At 38.6% G+C, this 18,528-nt stretch carries 16 protein-coding genes; 2 read left to right on the top strand and 14 right to left on the bottom strand.

Features of this window, described 5'->3' with window-relative positions; genetic code table 11:
• Positions 1–22: 22 nt before the first annotated feature.
• From ASE55_RS00825 to ASE55_RS00865, 9 genes are all read right to left on the bottom strand, one after another.
• Positions 23–1,249: a hypothetical protein gene (locus ASE55_RS00825; protein WP_238584963.1), complete on the bottom strand. Its 1,227-nt coding sequence runs from the start codon at positions 1,247–1,249 to the stop codon at positions 23–25.
• Positions 1,249–3,309 carry a hypothetical protein gene (locus tag ASE55_RS00830; RefSeq protein WP_056214185.1) on the bottom strand — a complete coding sequence of 687 codons (2,061 nt, stop codon included), beginning with the start codon at positions 3,307–3,309 and terminating at the stop codon, positions 1,249–1,251. The genes ASE55_RS00825 and ASE55_RS00830 overlap by 1 nt, the downstream gene beginning before the upstream one ends.
• 12 nt (positions 3,310–3,321) lie before the next feature.
• Positions 3,322–3,990 (bottom strand): hypothetical protein, encoded by a 669-nt coding sequence (locus ASE55_RS00835; protein WP_056214188.1) that lies wholly within the window; start codon positions 3,988–3,990, stop codon positions 3,322–3,324.
• A 37-nt stretch (positions 3,991–4,027) separates the two neighbouring features.
• The gene (locus tag ASE55_RS00840) at positions 4,028–4,741 is read right to left on the bottom strand and encodes a DNA alkylation repair protein (RefSeq protein ID WP_056214191.1); all 714 of its coding nucleotides are present in this window, start codon (positions 4,739–4,741) and stop codon (positions 4,028–4,030) included.
• Position 4,742: 1 nt separating this feature from the next.
• Positions 4,743–5,399 (bottom strand): DUF4919 domain-containing protein, encoded by a 657-nt coding sequence (locus tag ASE55_RS00845; protein ID WP_056214193.1) that lies wholly within the window; start codon positions 5,397–5,399, stop codon positions 4,743–4,745.
• A 30-nt stretch (positions 5,400–5,429) separates the two neighbouring features.
• Positions 5,430–6,710, bottom strand: a complete 1,281-nt coding sequence (locus ASE55_RS00850) for a cation:proton antiporter (protein WP_056214196.1) — start codon at positions 6,708–6,710, stop codon at positions 5,430–5,432.
• Positions 6,711–6,737: 27 nt separating this feature from the next.
• Positions 6,738–7,367 (bottom strand): DUF4919 domain-containing protein, encoded by a 630-nt coding sequence (locus ASE55_RS00855; protein WP_056214199.1) that lies wholly within the window; start codon positions 7,365–7,367, stop codon positions 6,738–6,740.
• Positions 7,367–8,593 carry a GTPase HflX gene (gene hflX / locus ASE55_RS00860; protein ID WP_056214202.1) on the bottom strand — a complete coding sequence of 409 codons (1,227 nt, stop codon included), beginning with the start codon at positions 8,591–8,593 and terminating at the stop codon, positions 7,367–7,369. Before hflX ends, ASE55_RS00855 begins: the two co-directional genes overlap by 1 nt.
• Before the next feature lie 131 nt (positions 8,594–8,724).
• Complete coding sequence (locus tag ASE55_RS00865) at positions 8,725–9,147, bottom strand: META domain-containing protein (RefSeq protein WP_238584964.1); 423 nt, start codon at positions 9,145–9,147, stop codon at positions 8,725–8,727.
• 99 nt (positions 9,148–9,246) lie between these two features.
• Here ASE55_RS00865 and ASE55_RS00870 point away from each other — a divergent pair, with 99 nt between their 5' ends.
• Entirely contained in the window at positions 9,247–11,448 is a 2,202-nt protein-coding gene (locus tag ASE55_RS00870) for a S46 family peptidase (protein WP_056214208.1), read from the top strand.
• A 100-nt stretch (positions 11,449–11,548) separates the two neighbouring features.
• Here the strand turns inward: ASE55_RS00870 and ASE55_RS00875 are convergent, their stop codons facing one another.
• The 3 genes from ASE55_RS00875 to ASE55_RS00885 all read right to left on the bottom strand — a co-directional run bounded on the left by ASE55_RS00875 (position 11,549) and on the right by ASE55_RS00885 (position 15,556).
• Positions 11,549–13,123, bottom strand: a complete 1,575-nt coding sequence (locus ASE55_RS00875; RefSeq protein ID WP_056214211.1) for a hypothetical protein — start codon at positions 13,121–13,123, stop codon at positions 11,549–11,551.
• A gap of 189 nt (positions 13,124–13,312) precedes the next feature.
• Positions 13,313–14,848, bottom strand: a complete 1,536-nt coding sequence (locus tag ASE55_RS00880) for a YifB family Mg chelatase-like AAA ATPase (protein WP_056214214.1) — start codon at positions 14,846–14,848, stop codon at positions 13,313–13,315.
• Between the two features lie 312 nt (positions 14,849–15,160).
• Entirely contained in the window at positions 15,161–15,556 is a 396-nt protein-coding gene (locus tag ASE55_RS00885; protein ID WP_056214216.1) for a winged helix-turn-helix transcriptional regulator, read from the bottom strand.
• Between the two features lie 189 nt (positions 15,557–15,745).
• Between ASE55_RS00885 and ASE55_RS00890 the strand changes: the two genes are divergently transcribed.
• The gene (locus tag ASE55_RS00890) at positions 15,746–16,186 is read left to right on the top strand and encodes a nuclear transport factor 2 family protein (protein ID WP_056214218.1); all 441 of its coding nucleotides are present in this window, start codon (positions 15,746–15,748) and stop codon (positions 16,184–16,186) included.
• A 114-nt stretch (positions 16,187–16,300) separates the two neighbouring features.
• On the opposite strand, the gene sufD is transcribed toward ASE55_RS00890, so the two are convergent.
• Together sufD and sufC are read right to left on the bottom strand one after the other, a co-directional pair.
• Positions 16,301–17,608 (bottom strand): Fe-S cluster assembly protein SufD, encoded by a 1,308-nt coding sequence (sufD, locus tag ASE55_RS00895; RefSeq protein WP_056214590.1) that lies wholly within the window; start codon positions 17,606–17,608, stop codon positions 16,301–16,303.
• 134 nt (positions 17,609–17,742) lie between these two features.
• Positions 17,743–18,486 carry a Fe-S cluster assembly ATPase SufC gene (gene sufC, locus ASE55_RS00900; protein ID WP_056214220.1) on the bottom strand — a complete coding sequence of 248 codons (744 nt, stop codon included), beginning with the start codon at positions 18,484–18,486 and terminating at the stop codon, positions 17,743–17,745.
• Positions 18,487–18,528: the final 42 nt, after the last annotated feature.

Consider the following 18,528-nt stretch of genomic DNA (forward strand, 5'->3'; position numbering starts at 1 on the left):
GATAATCTGTATTAAAATGTATTTACCACCTCAGGATTAAAGGGAGTTCCTTTTTTTTAAATTTCAGACTCAAATAATAGTACTGATCATTGTTTCCGTAGAAGATATAATCTAAGCCTGAAATTATTTTCTTTTCGGCAGCCGTTAAAGAGTTAAAAGAAGAAGATAACAAAGCATTGTTTCTGATAAAAATAAAATTTTCTTTTAACGATGGAGATAAAGATAGCGGTCTTCCGGTTGATTTTATTTCAAAGCCAGCTTCAGTCCGGGTCATTATATTCGGCTGGAACGGAATTGCCGTAAGCTGGTTCCGGGCATTCATCCATTTTTCATTCTGAAAATAAAGCTGTGTTTTTTCTGAATTTGAACTTTGAAGCGCAATCACATAATCAGGCTGAATAATTTTCTGAACCGTTTTTTTTTCAGTTTCATTAAAATTATCATCGTAGCCATAGGTAATGATGGTGTCATTTACCTGCTTTAGTGTTGCCGCAGTTCTGAAATGACTCACCTGAGAAGAATCTGCAAAGTTTTTATTAAAGAAAGAAGTGAATTTTCTGATGTTTTCTTTATCCAGCTCAGCTTCCAGGAAGAACTTGTTTTGCTGCAGCTTCGAAATAACCCTGGAAAAATCTTTTACATCCGGCTTGTTTTTAATCTCAATGGCATCTGAAAGCAGGTCAATAGAAAAATTTCGGATTTGCCTGCCTGAAATGAATGAAATGCTTCCTGAGCTGCCGTCCAGAAAAGAACCGGCATGATAAGGCTTCTTTCCTGAAAATTGAAAAATCCCGGTATTTGAATTTAAATCAGAAGTTGAGAGAATGCATTTTTCACCGTTAATTTTAATGTACATCTGGTCTTTCTGGAAGACCTCTTTTCCTTTGCTGATAAATTGCTCCTGCTTTAAATATCTTAAAAACTGCTGTTTATCGGTAAGCTCAACAATGCTGTACCATTGGGAATACCGGGTGTTTTTAAGATGGAATACCTGAAAAAAATCGGGAATTTTCACTCCCGATTTTAGTATAGAAATTGTATTTTTTTTATTGCTTTTGCCGTCAAACCATTGAGCAGGATGCATGGCAAGACTTGAGATATACTGCCTCGTAAGGTTTTTTACATCCACCAGAACCACCACATCTGCATTTTCCGGAATATATTCCAGCGTTTTATCTTTATGGTAAAACACAAAATACATGGTGGCTGCGAACAGAATAAATGCTAAAACAACAAGCTTTTTCTTCATTATAAGACCGGTGTTTTCTTTTCAGATTCTTTGATTTTATAAATTTCATCTACCAAATCGAAGAAATACATTAAGCTGTTTTCCGAAGAACTCTTGATGCCATAATCCATTTCCGTCTCTATCCGGTCACCTTTTGCTTCAGTCTTAAAATATACTTCCCCTACGTTTTTCTTAAAGACATCCATGATTTTTCTTTCAGAAGTACTCTTGAATTCCGTTTCCAGGCCAATCAGAAGCCTCTGGATATCAAATCTTCCGGACAATGCATATTTTGAAGCATCTTTCGCCCATCTTTTAGAAACCTCAGACTGGTTTTTAGGCAGGATATTATCTTTAGAAGTTGTTACGTAAACCACGCCGTCTTTTACCGTAAAAAAGAACTGATCCAGGTATCCGCCTGATTTTTCTTCTTTAAATTCATAAAAGTCCCCTTTTTTAGAGAAGTTTTTGGCTGTATTTTTATTGCTTGCCAAAACATTAAAGATGCGGTTCCAGTATCCCTCATTTTCTGTAGCAAAGGCAAAAGTGAAATCCGGTACCATCACTTCCTTCGTTTTCTTTACTTCTTTTTCATTGTAATCATCATCGTAATCATAATCCGTATATTCTACCGTTTTGGATTTTAATTCATTCAGTACAAAAATACCGTTTCCGGGTGCAATTTTGGTAATGGCCTCTTCATCCAGAACAATCTTCATCGTTTCCATCATCAGTTCCATTTCCTTCCGGTATCCGCCTTCACCTGAGTTTTTAAGCAGGCTGTACATCAGGTCAAAATACCTGCTTCCGTCAACATTCATGGCATAATATCCCATGCTTTTATCGTTGATTAAAGCCATCAGCTTTTTATTTTTCCTGCCTTTGTAAACTGCCGAAATCTGTTTCTGAACTTCCGGATCTTTGTGCTGGTAACTGTTGACCAGCCTCACTTTATCATTGTCGAAATACAGGTTGTATGAAGAATTTGAATTGTAAAAATTACTGAAGAACTGCCCGAATTCATACTGTTTAGACATTCTGCCGTAAATTCCCTCGTTCACGATCCTGCCATAATCGGCATACACAAAAACATCGGAATTAGGGTCACGGGCTGAAAGTGTTTCTTTAGAAACTTCAATTTCAAAGTTCGAACTGAAATAAGTATTGAAATCATTTTCTGCCAGCATTTTCACCATTTTGAATTTTTCAATTCTCAAAGAGTCAAATTCCTTTTCATAAGCCAGGTCGCCTGCATTTTCAGTTTCCATGTCTTCCATATCTTCGTGCTCGTCCTGAACCGGTGGTGGTAATACTTCAACAGAATCTTCAGAATAATTTTTATCTGTAGACCCTTTCTTTTCTTTCGGATATTCGTGATGTTTTTCAAGATATTTGATGTCTTTCTGCATTTTTGCGATTTCCGCATTATGCTGTTTGATATCTTCTTTTAAATATTTAATATCATCTTTCAGAATCCGGATTTCATCTTTGTAATTAAAAGGCTGTTCCGGTTCTTCGGCGTAAACACTGTCTATACTCACTATTTCAGTACTGTCTACAGTTGCTACAACGCTGTCTGTTATAACAGTATCATCTTCCATATCATATCTGTATGGTTTGCTGTAGCTTAGCATTTTTAAGACTGCACGGTTTCCGTTCCAGGCAACAAAAATATCATCATCCAGGTTAACGTAGGAATAATTGTTTTTCTGGGTAACCTCCAATCCTTTTTTCTTGGTTGAATTGATAAATTCCTGAAATTTTTCTTTATTGTCTACAATAAAATGAGCGGTATAGGCTTTTACAGAATCATTGAACGTCGCATAGTGATACTGTGTAGCATCATATTTTATCCCTGTTTTGGAATAATCATTCCAGGAAGGTTTCTCTTTGCCTTCTTTAGCCACATCCAATAAAAAAGGATTCAGCTTCTGCCAGTTGATTTTTTTGTCGAGTTGCTTACCGTTGATTTCCATATAGAAAATGGCATCATGCGGAAGCTTCATTTTCTGCTGCGCGAAGGTGAGCACTGATAAAAACAGGAGAAAGGTCAGGTTTATTTTTTGTAAAATAGCTTTCATGGTTTCAGTAAATTATTGGAATAGGATATTATTTTGAATTTGTTTTTTCTGAAGGATAAAATCCAGCACTTTGGCTTCCAGTTTTACGGCTTTCCGGTTTGGGGAAAGCAGGTAAGCACTGTTGGTCTGGGACTTTATCGTGTTTTCGAACTGCAGGACAGAGGTGTATTTGGCATCATTAAAGATTTCTTTATCTGCCTTGCTCATTTTGTCGTACTCGTTTTTAAATGTATTAATTTTGTTTCTGGTAAACGTTTTCTTAGCTAAATTCTGGCTGTAAATCTGAGTCGGGATCATTTTGCCCAAAATATTTTTAGCTTTTAACTGTTCCAGACCGGCGTTGATGTTTTCAATTCTTTTGAAGTTACAGCTCAGCCTGATGATGTAGTTGTCAAAATCCATCGACGTTTTTACATTGGAAATTCCGGGGGTTGCTTTAAAGATCCTTGCCGCTTCATTAATTTTGGCTTCAATCTCAGGCTTTTTAGGAACTTTTTTACCGTTAACTGTTTCCATTTTGGAAATGGAGGCCAGCCGGGTTTTGCTTTTGCTGGCATTGAGGATAAGGGTATACTCACCGCTGCCATCTGCTTTTACACTGGCTTTGTCTACAATATCAAAACAGCTTGTGAGTAATAATAAAGGGATAAATAGGAGAACCTGTCTGAAAAAAAACTTCATAATCTGGCTTTAAAGAACAAAAATACAATCTTATTTTCTAAATCCTGCCTTTTAAATAATCCTGCCGCACTTTGTCATCCAGTTTTTCAATGGCATATCGCAGGCAGGTTCTCGGCATTTCCCGGTAGTGCTGATTAAGGTAGGTAATAAGTTCAGCTTCGTTTTTATTTCCCATCTCCCGCAGCATCCAGCCGTTGGCTTTGTGCATCAGGTCATGCAGATGATGTAAATTCTTTGTGACAAGTTCTTTCGTGAGGTTAAATGATCCTTTCCTGATATAGTACAGTGTTCCGACAACCGCAATTCTTTTGTGCCACATCTCATCAGAAGCAGAAAGTTCCATTAACAGGTCTTCTCTCTGATTTTCAAAAGCATACCGGCCTAAAATCTTGTAACAGCTTGTGTCCACCAGATCCCAGTTGTTGATATAGGGCAGGTGGTTTAAATAAAAACTAATGATCTCATCTTTTATGGCTTGATCTTTTGTTTTTTCAAATTTTAAAATCAAGATCAGTAAAGCGGTTAACCGGTGCTCATGGTATTCTGAAGAAAGAAGTTGACTCAATTCATCCAAAGAAATTTTAGCATAATAATCTTTCGCTACCGCCCTCTGGTCGGGTACAGTGATGCCCAGAAAAAGGTCTCCTTCGCCATATTCGCCATTTCCGGTTTTAAAAAACTTCGGGAAAAATGCCGCTTTTTCAGGAATTGACAAGACGGCTAAAGCTTCCTGGATTTCTTTGATCATCATCTTAATCCAATCTCATTCCTCCGACTAATTTTACAAAGATTTGTTTGCTTCCCATGGAATACATGGTAAGCATACTTCCGTCAGGGAGTATTTTTATTTCCTGCTTAAAATCTCTTACCGTACCATATCCTCTTAAGTCATCTATTCTTTTAATGACATCTCCTGCCCAGATGACACAGATCGGGGAATCTGCAGAATTACCGGTTCCGCTGTTTTTTACTGTGTTTTCAATTGCATGGTATTGGCGGTCAGACAATTCAGATTTAGTTTTATCATCCAAAGCATTGTAAATGTTAGAAAGGCCTCTCAGGATTTCTTTATCTAATGGATATCTTGCATAGGTTTCTTCTGCTTTTGAAACAATTTTCTGCGCCTTGCTTTTGGAAATGCTTCTTTTGGATGCAGGGGTCCAGATTTCTTTGGACTGATTGCTGTAAACGGATAAATTATAATCCAGCTTAACAAACCGGCTTCCGTAATACAGTTGGTTCATTTCTTCTTGGGTGAGCTTTGAGGGATCTTTTTTGAACATTTCAAGATAATCGTAAAAATATTTCTGAGGATTTTCTGTAGCGTTCTTCTTTATTTCCTCCACATTGATCTGAGAGAAAAACAGCAGCGAATGTAGCAACAGCAGTAAAGCAGATATTTTTTTCAAGGTAAATACGTTTATGTAGTGTATAAATAATTATTGTTCTTCTTTTAAAGCAACGGTTTCCAGAATCTCTTCTTCTTTCGCAATCTTGTTTGGGTTGGCTACCTTTCCAATGGTAAGCCCCTGAACGATAATTGAGAATACAACGACACAGTAGGTAATACTTAAAATGATTTCACTGTACTCGCTTTTCGGGATAGACATCGCCAGCGCAATAGAAACACCGCCCCGGATTCCTCCCCAGATCAGAACTTTTACAGTCTGCGGACTGAAGGTTCTTTTCATAAACTTGGTAGGGCCCCAGATGGAAATTACCCTGGCCAGTAAAACAATAACAATGGCCGCCAATCCCGGAATAATAAAATGCCTTAAATCTTTGATCATTAATAACTCAAAACCGATGAACAGGAACAGAACCGCATTCAGGATTTCATCAATAAGTTCCCAGAATTTGATCAGGTAATCCTGTGTGATGGATTTCATTTTGAATTTAACATTAAAATTCCCCATAAACAATCCTGCTGCAACCATGGTAAGAGGTCCTGAAATGTGCATCTGTCTTGCAATCAGATAGCCTCCCATAACCACAGAAAGGGTTACCAGAACAGAAATTATGTAGTCATCCACCTCACGCATCAGCCTGGAAGTAATCCATCCAAGTACAATCCCCAGCAGCAAGCCTCCGCCCGCTTCTTTCAGCAGCAGCAGACCAATGCTTTCAAGCCCAAGGTCTACTTTTTCTCCGATGGCCAGCTGTAAAACAACGGAAAATACCACAACCGCCATACCGTCGTTAAAAAGAGATTCTCCCGCCACTTTCGTTTCCAGTGATTTTGAGACATTGGCCTGCTTCAGAATACTTAAAACGGCCACAGGATCGGTAGGTGAGATCAGGGCTCCGAAAAGGAGACAGTAGATAAAAGGCAGGTGGATCCCTAAAAAAGGCAGTAGATAAAACATCCCGAATCCCACTACAAAAGTGGAGATAACCACTCCCAGTGTCGAAAAAATAAGCACGGGACGGAACTGTTCTTTGAGATCGTCTAAATTGATATGGATACCTCCCGCAAAGAGAAGGAAATTAAGCATGGCTCCCATCAGGACTTCCGTAAAATCAATGCTGCTCATCAGGCTGTGAAGGTGCCCGAATGTCCGGGGTAAAACCGTTTCCCCAAAGGAAACCAGAAAAATAGAAACTACAATGGCGATCACCATAATCCCGATGGTGCTCGGAAGTTTAAGGAATCTGTAATTAAGATATGCGAATATGGATGCTAAAACAATTAAGGCTGAAAATGAATAATATAATTCCAAAGGTGTTTTTAAATTTATTTGAGTTGATTAATAATCGATATACAGTACTTTGATGTATATCTTGGTATTGTCTTTCTCCCAGATATCCAGGACTCCGTCTTTCATGGATTTGGATCCGCGGGTATACTCCTTGCCAATGTTCAGGATATTTAACAGGATATATTCGTCACCCACAGAATTGACCAGGAAAGGGGTTTTATCAGATTTTCCGTCTCCGGAACCTTTTAAGGCATCGGTCAGTACCCGGAACTGGTCAAAATGATGGATGAAGTTTTTCCCGTCTTTTTTTGAGTCGTATGCTTTCAGCAAGATCAGGAGAATGTCGAGGTTTGTCGGATCTCTGTTATATAAAATTTCCCCCTGTCTGATGCATTCATCAAAATCACCTTTTTTAAAAGCTTCTGCCAGGGTTTTAAAGTCATCATCTGTCGTTGAAACCAGATCTTTTCTGAAATTCCTTCCGTAGTAGAGATGCTGTGCTTCCAGCGTATCCAGAGATTTCGGATAGGCTTTATACTTAAAAATCAGTTTCTCGTAATGGTACGGAGACTTATCACTTTTAAGTTCTTTTTCGATGGCTTTAAAGCTGATTTTAGGCTGCTGTGCAAAACCGAAAACCGAAACCAGAAGCAGGAAGAGGAAAAAGTTATATTTCATTAATCTCTCTTGTGTTCTTCGTCGTCATTATCGAAATATTCGAAAAGGAAATCATTGTATGGGAATCTTGAAATATGGATTTTCATTACCTCATCATAGATCATCTTTTTCATATCCGGGAAGTTTTCTTTTGTTAAAGCTGAAATGAAAACCGTAGGATATTTGGATTTGGCCATCCAGGTATTTTTCCATTCTTCCAGGGAAATATTCTTTTTGGTAGACGGAGTCAGATCATCTTCATCCTTTTTATCATAACTGAAATCATCTATTTTGTTGAAAACCATGATCATCGGTTTCTGATGTGCATTGATTTCCATAAGGATCTGATTTACGGAGTCAATATGATCTTCAAAACTTTCATGGGAAATATCCACAACATGAATCAGAAGATCTGCTTCACGCACTTCATCCAAGGTGGATTTGAAGGATTCAACGAGTTGAGTCGGCAATTTCCGAATGAATCCTACCGTATCCGTGAGCAGGAAAGGCAGGTTCCCGATTACCACTTTTCTTACCGTCGTATCCAGTGTGGCAAACAGCTTGTTCTCCGCAAAAACTTCAGATTTTGAAAGGGCATTCATCAGGGTGGATTTTCCTACATTGGTATAGCCTACCAGCGCGGCACGTACTACTTTCCCTCTGTTGTTTCTTTGGGTAGCCATTTGTTTATCAATGGTCTTCAGCTTGTCTTTCAGCAATGAAATCCGGTCACGGATGATACGCCTGTCGGTTTCAATCTCCGTTTCTCCGGGGCCTCTCATCCCAATTCCCCCTTTCTGGCGTTCCAGGTGGGTCCACATTCTGGTCAGTCGGGGAAGAAGGTATTGGTACTGGGCCAGTTCTACCTGTGTCCTGGCGTAGGAAGTCTGGGCTCTCTGGGCAAAAATATCAAGGATCAGGTTGGTACGGTCCAGGATTTTTATCTCCATTTCCTTTTCCAGGTTTTTAAGCTGGGAGGGAGATAATTCATCATCAAAGATTACCGTTCCTATTTCGTTTTCTTTTACGTATTCTTTTATTTCCTGTGCCTTTCCGCTTCCTATGAAGGTTTTGGAATCCGGCTGTGTCAGTTTCTGGGTAAAACGCCTGTCTACGGTAGCTCCGGCTGTAAAGGCCAAAAACTCCAGCTCATCCATATATTCAATCAGCTTTTCCTCATCCTGGTTCTGTGTAATGACACCTACCAAAACAGCTTTCTCGTAATTATGTTCTTTCTTGTCTAGCATTAGGTTCTATCTATATTGTGTGAGATTTACAAGATAGCATTTTTACTGAAAAAAACCAAGGTGAAATTTCAGGTTTACGGTATTTATTATGAATTCAGGGACAGAATATTGATTTTTAGCTTAATAAAGAGCTAATCCCAGTCTGCCGCTACAAATTTCATGGTCTTTCCCTGATCATCCTTTACGGTTAGAAAATGTCCTTCCACGGAGTACGATGTCATATTTTTAAAGCTTTTTGAAAAATCATCTTCCAGTTTCATATCCGGGCAGGCCATCATTGTTGAACCCAGGCCTGAAATTTTCAGTTGACCGTTGTTTTTAAACTCAGAAGAAAAAAACATCCGGTTGCACCCCATAAAAGCACTTCCTTTGATTTTCCCGTTTTCAGCAGGTGCTGTAAGATTAATTCCCGCTTTGTATTTTATTAAATCCGGCTTTGCATACTCCTCAAAAGAAACCAGCATCCATTCTCTCTGGATCTGCGGATTTTTCATCGGAACTGAGGAACAATTCAGGATAAATCCAAGGCATAAAACAGCTAAAACGCTAAGCATTATTTTGTTCATAACACGCTCAGATCCATTTTCATACCATCACGGGCATGAATCCGTAAAAAAATTAGTAAATTAGCGACACAAAAATTATTTTATAAAATGAAAAGAATACTTCTACTATTCACTTTCCTTTTAAGTTTTGTCCAGATGAGGGCTGACGAGGGAATGTGGCTGTTAATGCTCGTGAAAAGACTTAATGGTGTAGATATGCAAAAAGAAGGCTTGCATCTTACACCTGAAGAAATTTACTCAGTTAATAACTCAAGCTTAAAAGACGCAATCGTAAGCTTCGGAGGTTTTTGTACGGGAGAAATTGTTTCCGGGCAGGGACTTATTTTTACCAATCACCATTGCGGATACGGTGCTGTGGCTGCGGCTTCAACACCTGAAAAAGATTATCTGAAGAATGGGTTCTGGGCCATGAAGCAGAAAGATGAATTTAATGCAAAAGATCTGTATGTAAGATTTTTGGTAAGAATGGATGATGCTACACAAAGGATCAATTCCAAACTTAACAATAAAATGTCTGCTGCGGAAAGAAGAGCGGTAATTGATGCGGAAACAAAAGCAATACAGTCTGAAAACTCCGAAAACGGAAAATATACCGTGGTGGTAAAAGACTTCTTTAACGGAAACGAGTTCTATTATTTCGTATATCAGGATTACAAAGATATCAGATTGGTAGGGGCACCGCCTTCTTCATTAGGGAAGTTCGGTGGAGATACGGATAACTGGGAATGGCCGAGACATACTGCAGACTTTACGGTTTTCAGAGTGTATGCTGATGCTGCAGGAAACCCTGCGGAGTTTGCTCCGACCAATGTTCCTCTGAAGCCTAAGCATTTCTTACCTGTTTCTCTTAAAGGCGTAAAGCCGGGCGATTTCTCTATGATCTTAGGATATCCGGGAAGAACAAACCGTTATTTAACGTCTTACGGAATCCAGCAGATGGTTAACAAAGACTATCCGGCCTGGGTGGAAGCTTCTAAATTGGCGATGGACGTTATGAAGAAGTATATGGACAAAGACAAAGCAACTCAGCTTAATTATGCTTCTCAGTATGCTTCTGTGGCCAACTACTGGAAAAACAGACAGGGAACCATTGATGCCGTAATTAAAAACGGAACCATTACAGATAAGCAGAAGCTGGAAGAAACATTCAAAGCATGGGCGGTACAGCCTGCCAATGTTATGGAATATGAAACCGTACTGGATGATATTGCCATCTATTACAAACAGACTTCCGACAGGAATGTTGAAAGAAACTATATGTCCCAGCTTTCAAGAAACTCCAAGTATTTTACACTGGCATTACAGGTAGGATCAGTTCTTAAAGCATATGCAGAACAGGATATGAAAGGCAGACTGGCCATGAAGCCTAAAGTAGATGCAGCCCTGAAAACAGCATACGAAAACATCAATACCAAGCTTGAAGGCGAGATGATGAATTCTATGGTAAACCTTTACCAGAAAAAAGTAAACAAAGAGGTAGCGTCTGAAACCATTATGGAACTTGATGCGAATACACTATCCAACGTAGCATATTCTTCCATCTTCGCGAACAAGGCTTCTGCAACCAATTTTGTACTGAATCCTGACCGTTTGAAATTAGACGCAGATCCGCTTTGGAAAATTGCCAATGCAATTATGGCCGATCAGCGGGTTTCAGCAGAAAGGTTCGTAAAAATTGATGACAATTTTGCTAAAAACAGCAGATTATTCTTAGCGGGATTAATGAAGGCAATGCCGGAGAAAAAATTCTATCCGGATGCCAACTCTACCATGAGACTTACCTATGGAACTGTAACTACATTACCGGTAAGAACAGACAGAAACTATTTCGGGATTACCGATAACTACTATACCGATATGACCGGTCTTGTAGGGAAATATAAGAAAGGGGACGAAGAGTTTGACCTTCCTCAAAGAGTGATCGACCTTTATAACCTTAAAGATTTCGGTCAGTATGCCGATGCGAAAGGGTATATGCCAGTCAATTTCCTTTCAGACAATGACATTACGGGAGGTAACTCAGGTTCTCCGGTAATTGATGCAGACGGAAACCTTATCGGGATTGCATTTGACGGAAACAGTGAAGCGTTAAGCGGAGATATCGTTTTTGAACCGGAATGGCAGAAAACCATCAACGTAGACGTTCGTTTTGTTCTTTGGACCATCGACAAATATGCCGGAGCAAGAAGACTGATTGACGAACTACAGTTGGTAAAAGACGAAAATACGCCGGCGGATACCAAAACAAAAATGCCTAAGGCAACGCCTGCAAAAGGAAAGAAAAAATAATCTTACTGATTTATTTTAAAACCGCGAAAGAAAACTTTCGCGGTTTTTTTATGACTAAAAAGTCTGATTTTTGAGGAAATAAAGGTGGATGATTTAAAGTTTAAACCTTTAATTCTGCTTTTAGATATTGTGCGGCTCCTCCGTTGGTTACTGTTATTGAACCATTATTATGAATAACTGTAACACCCAGTTCATTAATAACTTCCTTAAAATAACCTGTTTTAGCCGTATTTGTAGGATCAATATTTCTTTGCCACAAAAACTGGGCAAACTGATTGTTTTTATTTTGAATCATTAAAGTTCCCAATGTACTTCCAAAGCCATAAGGTTCAATATCTACCACTAGGTTTTCATTTGCTACAAACTCTTTAGACAGCAAATCAATTGAGCCGTTTAAATAGGCTTTAGATTTTTTCCCATTTGTCTGCCAGGTATGAGTCATATAATTTGCATGTGTGGTACTGTCTATCTTGCTTGCTGCAATTTGGTGATCTCCGTCTTCAAAATATCTTCCGTGGAAAACCTGTGGTGTAAAAATAATCGGCACATTCCATTCAGGAGAAATATTAGCTCGTTCAACATCAAAATCTCCAATGAATTCAGAAGAACTGCTTACCGGGAGCCCTACTTGTTGAGATGGAGTATACCTCCAGGCATTCCCGTTATAATTGATGTTTTTTTGTGTTGATTGTGACCAATCACTTTTATCTGCATCAATTCTTACAGCATGTAAAGTTCCGAAATAATTTCCTGTGATGGAAATTCCCGCTACTTTATGCATCTTAAGCGCCTGCATGGCTCCTGTGTAAAAAAGGTTACCTGCAATATTGATACCCGCAGCCCATTCATAATTAGAATTTGGGTTTAATAAAATATATGTATCAACATGATTTTCATTATACCCTTCAAAGTAATTCCCTGTAATATTAAGCCCGAAACATCTGTCCAAAACCAATCTTCCGGAAGCATCTTCAAAACTGCATCCTGAAATATTTCCGCCGGTGGTTGTGTTGCTGATTTCCGAAGGAATTCCTGCCCCATGAACCTTTAAATTAGTCAGATTAAAAGCATTTGTGGCATTATAAAATTTAAATGCCTGATAAACTGCTTGGAAGTATACAGAATTAATCTTTGTAAAATAGCAATCCTCTAAATCAAAGCCAAGTTTCATCCCTTCAAAACGACAATCGGTAATTCTTAAATAATGGCTCGATTGGGCTTTAACAAATGTCTGAGCTGCTGTACTGTTACCGGAAATAAAATTTTTAATATAGATGTTATTTTTATTCATGATATTGAAAACCACGATATCCTGCCCATTCTTTGCAGACAGTTCACTGTTTTTACCATCAATGATTAAGTCTCCTCTTTCAATATTTAAAGTAGACTCAATAATTACTTTCTCAAGACCATAAAAAGCAACCTCATTTACTTTTTTACTGTCTTTAATATCTGAAAGCATTTGATTTAGTTTTGAACTTTCGTCTGTACCGTCACCTGCAACGCCCCACCATCTGACATCAGCTACTTCAAAAATCCTTTCATATCTATAGTTTCCTATATTTTTTGTTAAAACGTTGTCTGCTGAACTGTCTGCTGTTCCTATTCGTCTCCAGGAATATTCTAATCCTGTAAATTCATCTGTCAATAAAATAGTTTCGTCTGTTGTACTCATTGTAATATTTTTTAAATTGATTTAATTGTAAGGACAATTTATATGGCCATATATCTGTCATTATTTATTACAAATATGATCCGGCGTGACGACAAAACTTGACGTAATATTTATTAATGATATAAATTAATAATAAAACCCGAATAACAAATGTTACCCGGGCTTTATTAGTCTGAGAATTAAGATACATCAGGCATTCCAGAATTCCCTGTCAAGGCTTCTGTACTGTATGGCTTCCGAAACGTGATTCGATAAAATATTTTCAGATTCTTCAAGGTCTGCAATGGTTCTGGCCACTTTTAAGATCCGGTCATAGGCTCGTGCTGAAAGATTCAGTTTTTCCATAGCCATTTTGATGAGGCTGAAAGAAGTAGCATCCAGATTACAGTATTTTTCAATTTCTTTGGGTCCGATCTGTGCATTATAGCTGATTTTTAAATCTCTATACCGTTCCCGCTGGATTTCACGGGCAATCAGCACCCGCTTTCTGATGTCTTCGCTTTTCTCGCCTTTCCTCCGTTCAGTCAGTTGTTCAAATTCTACTTTCTGGACTTCGATGTGGATGTCGATTCTGTCTAAAAGAGGCCCGGAAAGTTTGCTCATGTACCGCTGCATTTCGTAAGAGGTTGAAGTGTTATTAGGATCATCCGGAAAAAATCCGCTCGGGCTCGGATTCATAGAAGCCACCAGCATGAAACTGGCAGGGTAGTTTACGGTAAACCTTGCTCTAGAGATGGTAACTTCCCGGTCTTCCAGCGGCTGCCTCATCACCTCCAGCACTGTTCTTTTGAATTCCGGCATTTCATCCAGAAATAAAACACCGTTATGCGCTAAAGATATTTCGCCGGGCTGCGGATAACTGCCGCCGCCAACCAAGGCCACATCCGAGATTGTATGGTGCGGACTTCTAAAAGGACGTACAGTCATCAAAGAAGTTTCGGTTCCCATTTTTCCGGCAACAGAATGGATCTTTGTAGTCTCCAGTGCTTCTTTCAATGATAAAGGCGGCAGAATACTCGGAACCCTTTTGGCCAGCATGGTTTTCCCGCTTCCCGGAGGGCCGATTAGGATGATATTGTGGCCTCCTGCCGCAGCCACTTCCATGGCTCTTTTGGCTGTTTCCTGACCCTTGACTTCTGAAAAATCAAACGGGAAATCATTCACTTTCTCCTGAAATTCTTTTCGGGTATCGATCTCCACTTTCTGAAGCGGCTTCCCTTCATTAAAAAAATCGATTACTTCTTTGATGTTTTCTGCAGCAAAGACATCGATATTGTTGACAATGGCTGCTTCACGGGTATTCTGTTTCGGAAGGATGATCCCTTTAAAACCTTCTTCACGGGCCTGAATGGCAATCAGTAATACACCACGGACCGGCTGCAGTGTGCCGTCAAGAGAAAGCTCCCCCATAATGATATAATTCTGTATGTTTTCTGCCAAAATCTGGTCAGATGCCGCCAATATACCTATGGCAATACTCAGGTCATAGGCGGCTCCTTCTTTCCGGAGATCTGCCGGTGCCATATTGATCGTGATCTTTTTCCCGGGAATTTTGTAACCGACATTTTTTAAAGCAGCAGAAATCCTGTAACTGCTTTCTTTAATCGCATTATCGGCAAGGCCTACCAGGTGATAGCCTATTCCTCCGGTGTCTACATTAACTTCGATGGTAATGGTCTGTGCCGCAACTCCGTGAATGGCACTTCCGTAAATTTTAATCAGCATTGATCGGTGTTTACGGTAAAAATAAAAAAATATAAATAACCGGATTTTTATTAAAATTCGCCGTATGGTGAAATTTTTAAAAAGCTTTTCATAAATTATTGAAAATTGATTTAAATGTGTAGTTGAAAAATAAAAGGACAGGTAAAAAATTAACTATCGGGCCAATTTATAAGAGATTTATATTGAAGGTTTTTTTTAGCTGCATCATCATACAAATAAGCATCAGAAAAATATAAAGTGTATTATTTCATCAGGATATTATGGTTCTCAGTACTATTTTCAAATGATAAACTTTAAAAAATATCTTTAACTCTAAGAATTTTTTTTGTTCCCGTCAGACATTTCGCTTTTGATTTTTGCCCTGTGCTGAATTCCCCATCTTGTCATAGCGCCAACCAGTTCTTCCAATGTATGACTGTAGGGTAACAACTGATATTCAATCAGGACAGGATAGCCAACAGAAACCTTTTTAATAATAAAACCGTTAAGTTCCAGTTCCTTTAACTCACTTGATAAAACCCTTGCAGAAATACCCTTAACCTGCCTCTGAAGTTCGCTGAAACGATTGTTTCCTCTTGCCATAGCGATAATGATCATTAATTTCCATTTACCGCCGACTGCGTACAAAGCATCACTTACCGCATCTAAAACCGTGTGGCAGTCATCAGTAAATTCCTTATTAATTTCAGCTGAATTTTTTTCTTCCATGTTGATTGCAATGTTGTTATCTGATAACCTTTTAGTAACTGGTAATAAATTGTAATCAAATATAATATAATTTTACCCATAAGAAAAAGGGAAAATAATCTCAGTAAAGCTTCATTTACTTTTCGAAAAGTCCATGTGATTAACAATTAATTATATACAAAATAATTTTAACAATAAATACAATACATTATGACATTAGAAATGGTACAGACAAAAGAAGATTTAAGAAATTTAGTCGATGACTATGCTTACTTAGGCGATGAGAAAAAGGTTTCTGAAGTAATGGATCTCTTTACACCCGATCTTACTTACAAAGTATATATGAACGGAAACCTGATTTCAAACGTTTCGGGAAGGAAAGAGATGGAACGGAATTTTAATGGGCATGCTGCAGAAGTGAAAACCTACTTTACATTAAATGGTCAGCACACGGTAAAAATTAGCGGTGACACGGCAACCGGGATTTCTTTCGCGACCATGAAAATGGTTAGGGAAACAGAAGGTCAGAATATTTTAACTGATTATAATGTAAAATATGAAGACCATTACCTGAAACAAAATGGGACATGGCTGATAAAAGACCGTATCGGACATTTTATGATCATAGAAGCAAGGCCGCTTAACCATTAATAGGTTACTTACCATTGATTTTTAAATGAGGTGTACTTCATGATTCAATTGTATAACAAAAACGGCCGTTTCATTCCTGAAACAGCCGTTATGTATTTATCAACTATATAGTAATTAAAATTCTATATCAACTTCCAGTTTCTCCGCCAAAAGCTTTGAAATTTTTTCTTTTAACGGTTCGATGTCGATATTCTGCATCGCGTCATTGGCAAAAGCATATAAAAGCAGTGCCTGGGCTTCTTTTTTAGAAATCCCTCTTGCCCTCAGGTAGAATAAGGCATCCTCATTCAACTGGCCTACCGTACAGCCGTGGGAACATTTTACATCATCTGCAAAAATTTCCAGCTGGGGCTTGGTGTCAATAATTGCGCCTTCGCTTAATAAAACATTGTTGTTCTGCTGATAGGCATTGGTTTTCTGGGCCAGTTTATCTACAAATACCTTCCCGTTGAAAACCCCGTGAGATTTCCCGTTGAAAATACCTTTATAATTCTGATAGCTCTCACAGTTCGGAAAATTGTGGTGAACCGCTGTATGGTGGTCTACCAACTGGTCTTTTCCGATGATGGTGATCCCGTTCATGAATGAATTGATATTTGATCCGTTATGGATAAAATCAAGGTTGTTCCTTACCAGTTTGCCTCCGAAAGAAAAGGTGTTTACAGTGGTTAAACTGTCTTTTTCCTGTTTTGCGAAAGTACTGTCGATGAGGTATGACGTATCACTGTCATTCTGTACTTTATGCCAGTCTGCCTTTGCATTGGGATACGTGAAAATTTCTGTCACCGAATTGGTCAGCACGTAGGAACCGTCAAAATTATGGTGGCTTTCGATGATTTCCACTTTGGAACCTTCTTCTGCAATCAATAAATTCCTTGTATTATAGAAGGTGTTTTCTTCCTGATTCTGAGAAATGTAAAAAATGTGGATCGGTTTTTCAATCACTACATTTTTAGGGACTTTCAGAAAGAATCCGTATTTGCAGTACGCCTGGTTCAGGTTTGTGAACGCAGATTTGTCTGAAGCAATTGTATTAAAATATTTATCAAAAACATCTCTGTGCTTTTCATCATTCAAAGCATAATTGAATGAAAGGAACTCAGCGTTTTCTATGGAAACTTTTGACAGCTCTTTACAGAGCCTGCCGTTTACGAAAGTAATCCAGTCGAAATTCTCTTCACCCAGATGAAGCTGGTCCAGCTGCTCTTTGGTGATGTTATGATTTTCTTTCGGGAAAAAGTTGTATTCCTTTTCAGTGATTTCCTTAAGGCTGGTATATCTGTATTCTTCGTCTTTTTTAGTCGGGAAACCCATGTTTTCAAATCTTTGCAGAGCTGCTTTTCTGTCCCCATCCAGAAATCTGTGACGGAGGCTCTCCAAAAACGCATGATGGTTTCCTGTAATCTGTTCTTTTAATGCCATTACTGGTATATGTGTGGTTTGCACCATTTTTTTCTTTTTATTAGGCTGAAATCTGTCATTCCGCGGAATGAATAGCTAGCTGTAAAGCATCAATTAATAAAACATTTCTGTTTTTTAATCTCTGAATCTTTCAATTAATTTAAAAGCCAGTCGTATCCTTTTTCTTCCAGCTCCAGGGCAAGGGATTTGTCACCGGTTTTGATGATTCTTCCGTTGGCCAGAACGTGGACAAAATCAGGCTGAATATAGTTAAGCAGTCTCTGATAGTGGGTAATCAGAAGAACGGCATTTCCTTCGTTTTTAAACGTATTTACGCCGTCTGCAACGATTCTCAAAGCATCAATATCAAGTCCGGAATCCGTTTCGTCAAGAATAGCCAGTTTCGGGTTAAGCATCATCATCTGGAAGATCTCATTTCTTTTCTTTTCACCTCCGGAAAAACCTTCGTTAAGTGATCTTGAAAGGAAATCTTTTTTAATGCCCAGTTGTTCAGATTTCTCACGGATCATGGCCAGCATATCTTTTGCTGACATATCCTCCAGTCCGTTTGCTTTTCTGTTTTCGTTTAATGCCGCTTTAATGAAATTGGTTACGGAAACACCCGGGATTTCCACAGGATACTGGAAAGAAAGGAAAATTCCTTTGTGGGCTCTTTCTTCCGGAGCATCTTCAATGATGTTTTCACCGTCAAAGATAATTTCACCTTCCGTTACTTCGTAATCTTCTTTCCCTGCAATGATGGATGAAAGTGTAGATTTTCCGGCTCCGTTCGGCCCCATGATCGCATGAACTTCGCCCGGCTTTATTTCAAGATTGATTCCTTTTAAAATTTGTGCGCCGTCTTCAATTCTGGCGTGTAAGTTTTTTATCTCTAACATATATTTTAGTTTATCGCAAGGCTAGACTAAGATTTTTTAATC

The organism is Chryseobacterium sp. Leaf201 (assembly GCF_001421435.1).
In the GTDB taxonomy this organism is placed as follows: Bacteria; Bacteroidota; Bacteroidia; order Flavobacteriales; family Weeksellaceae; genus Chryseobacterium.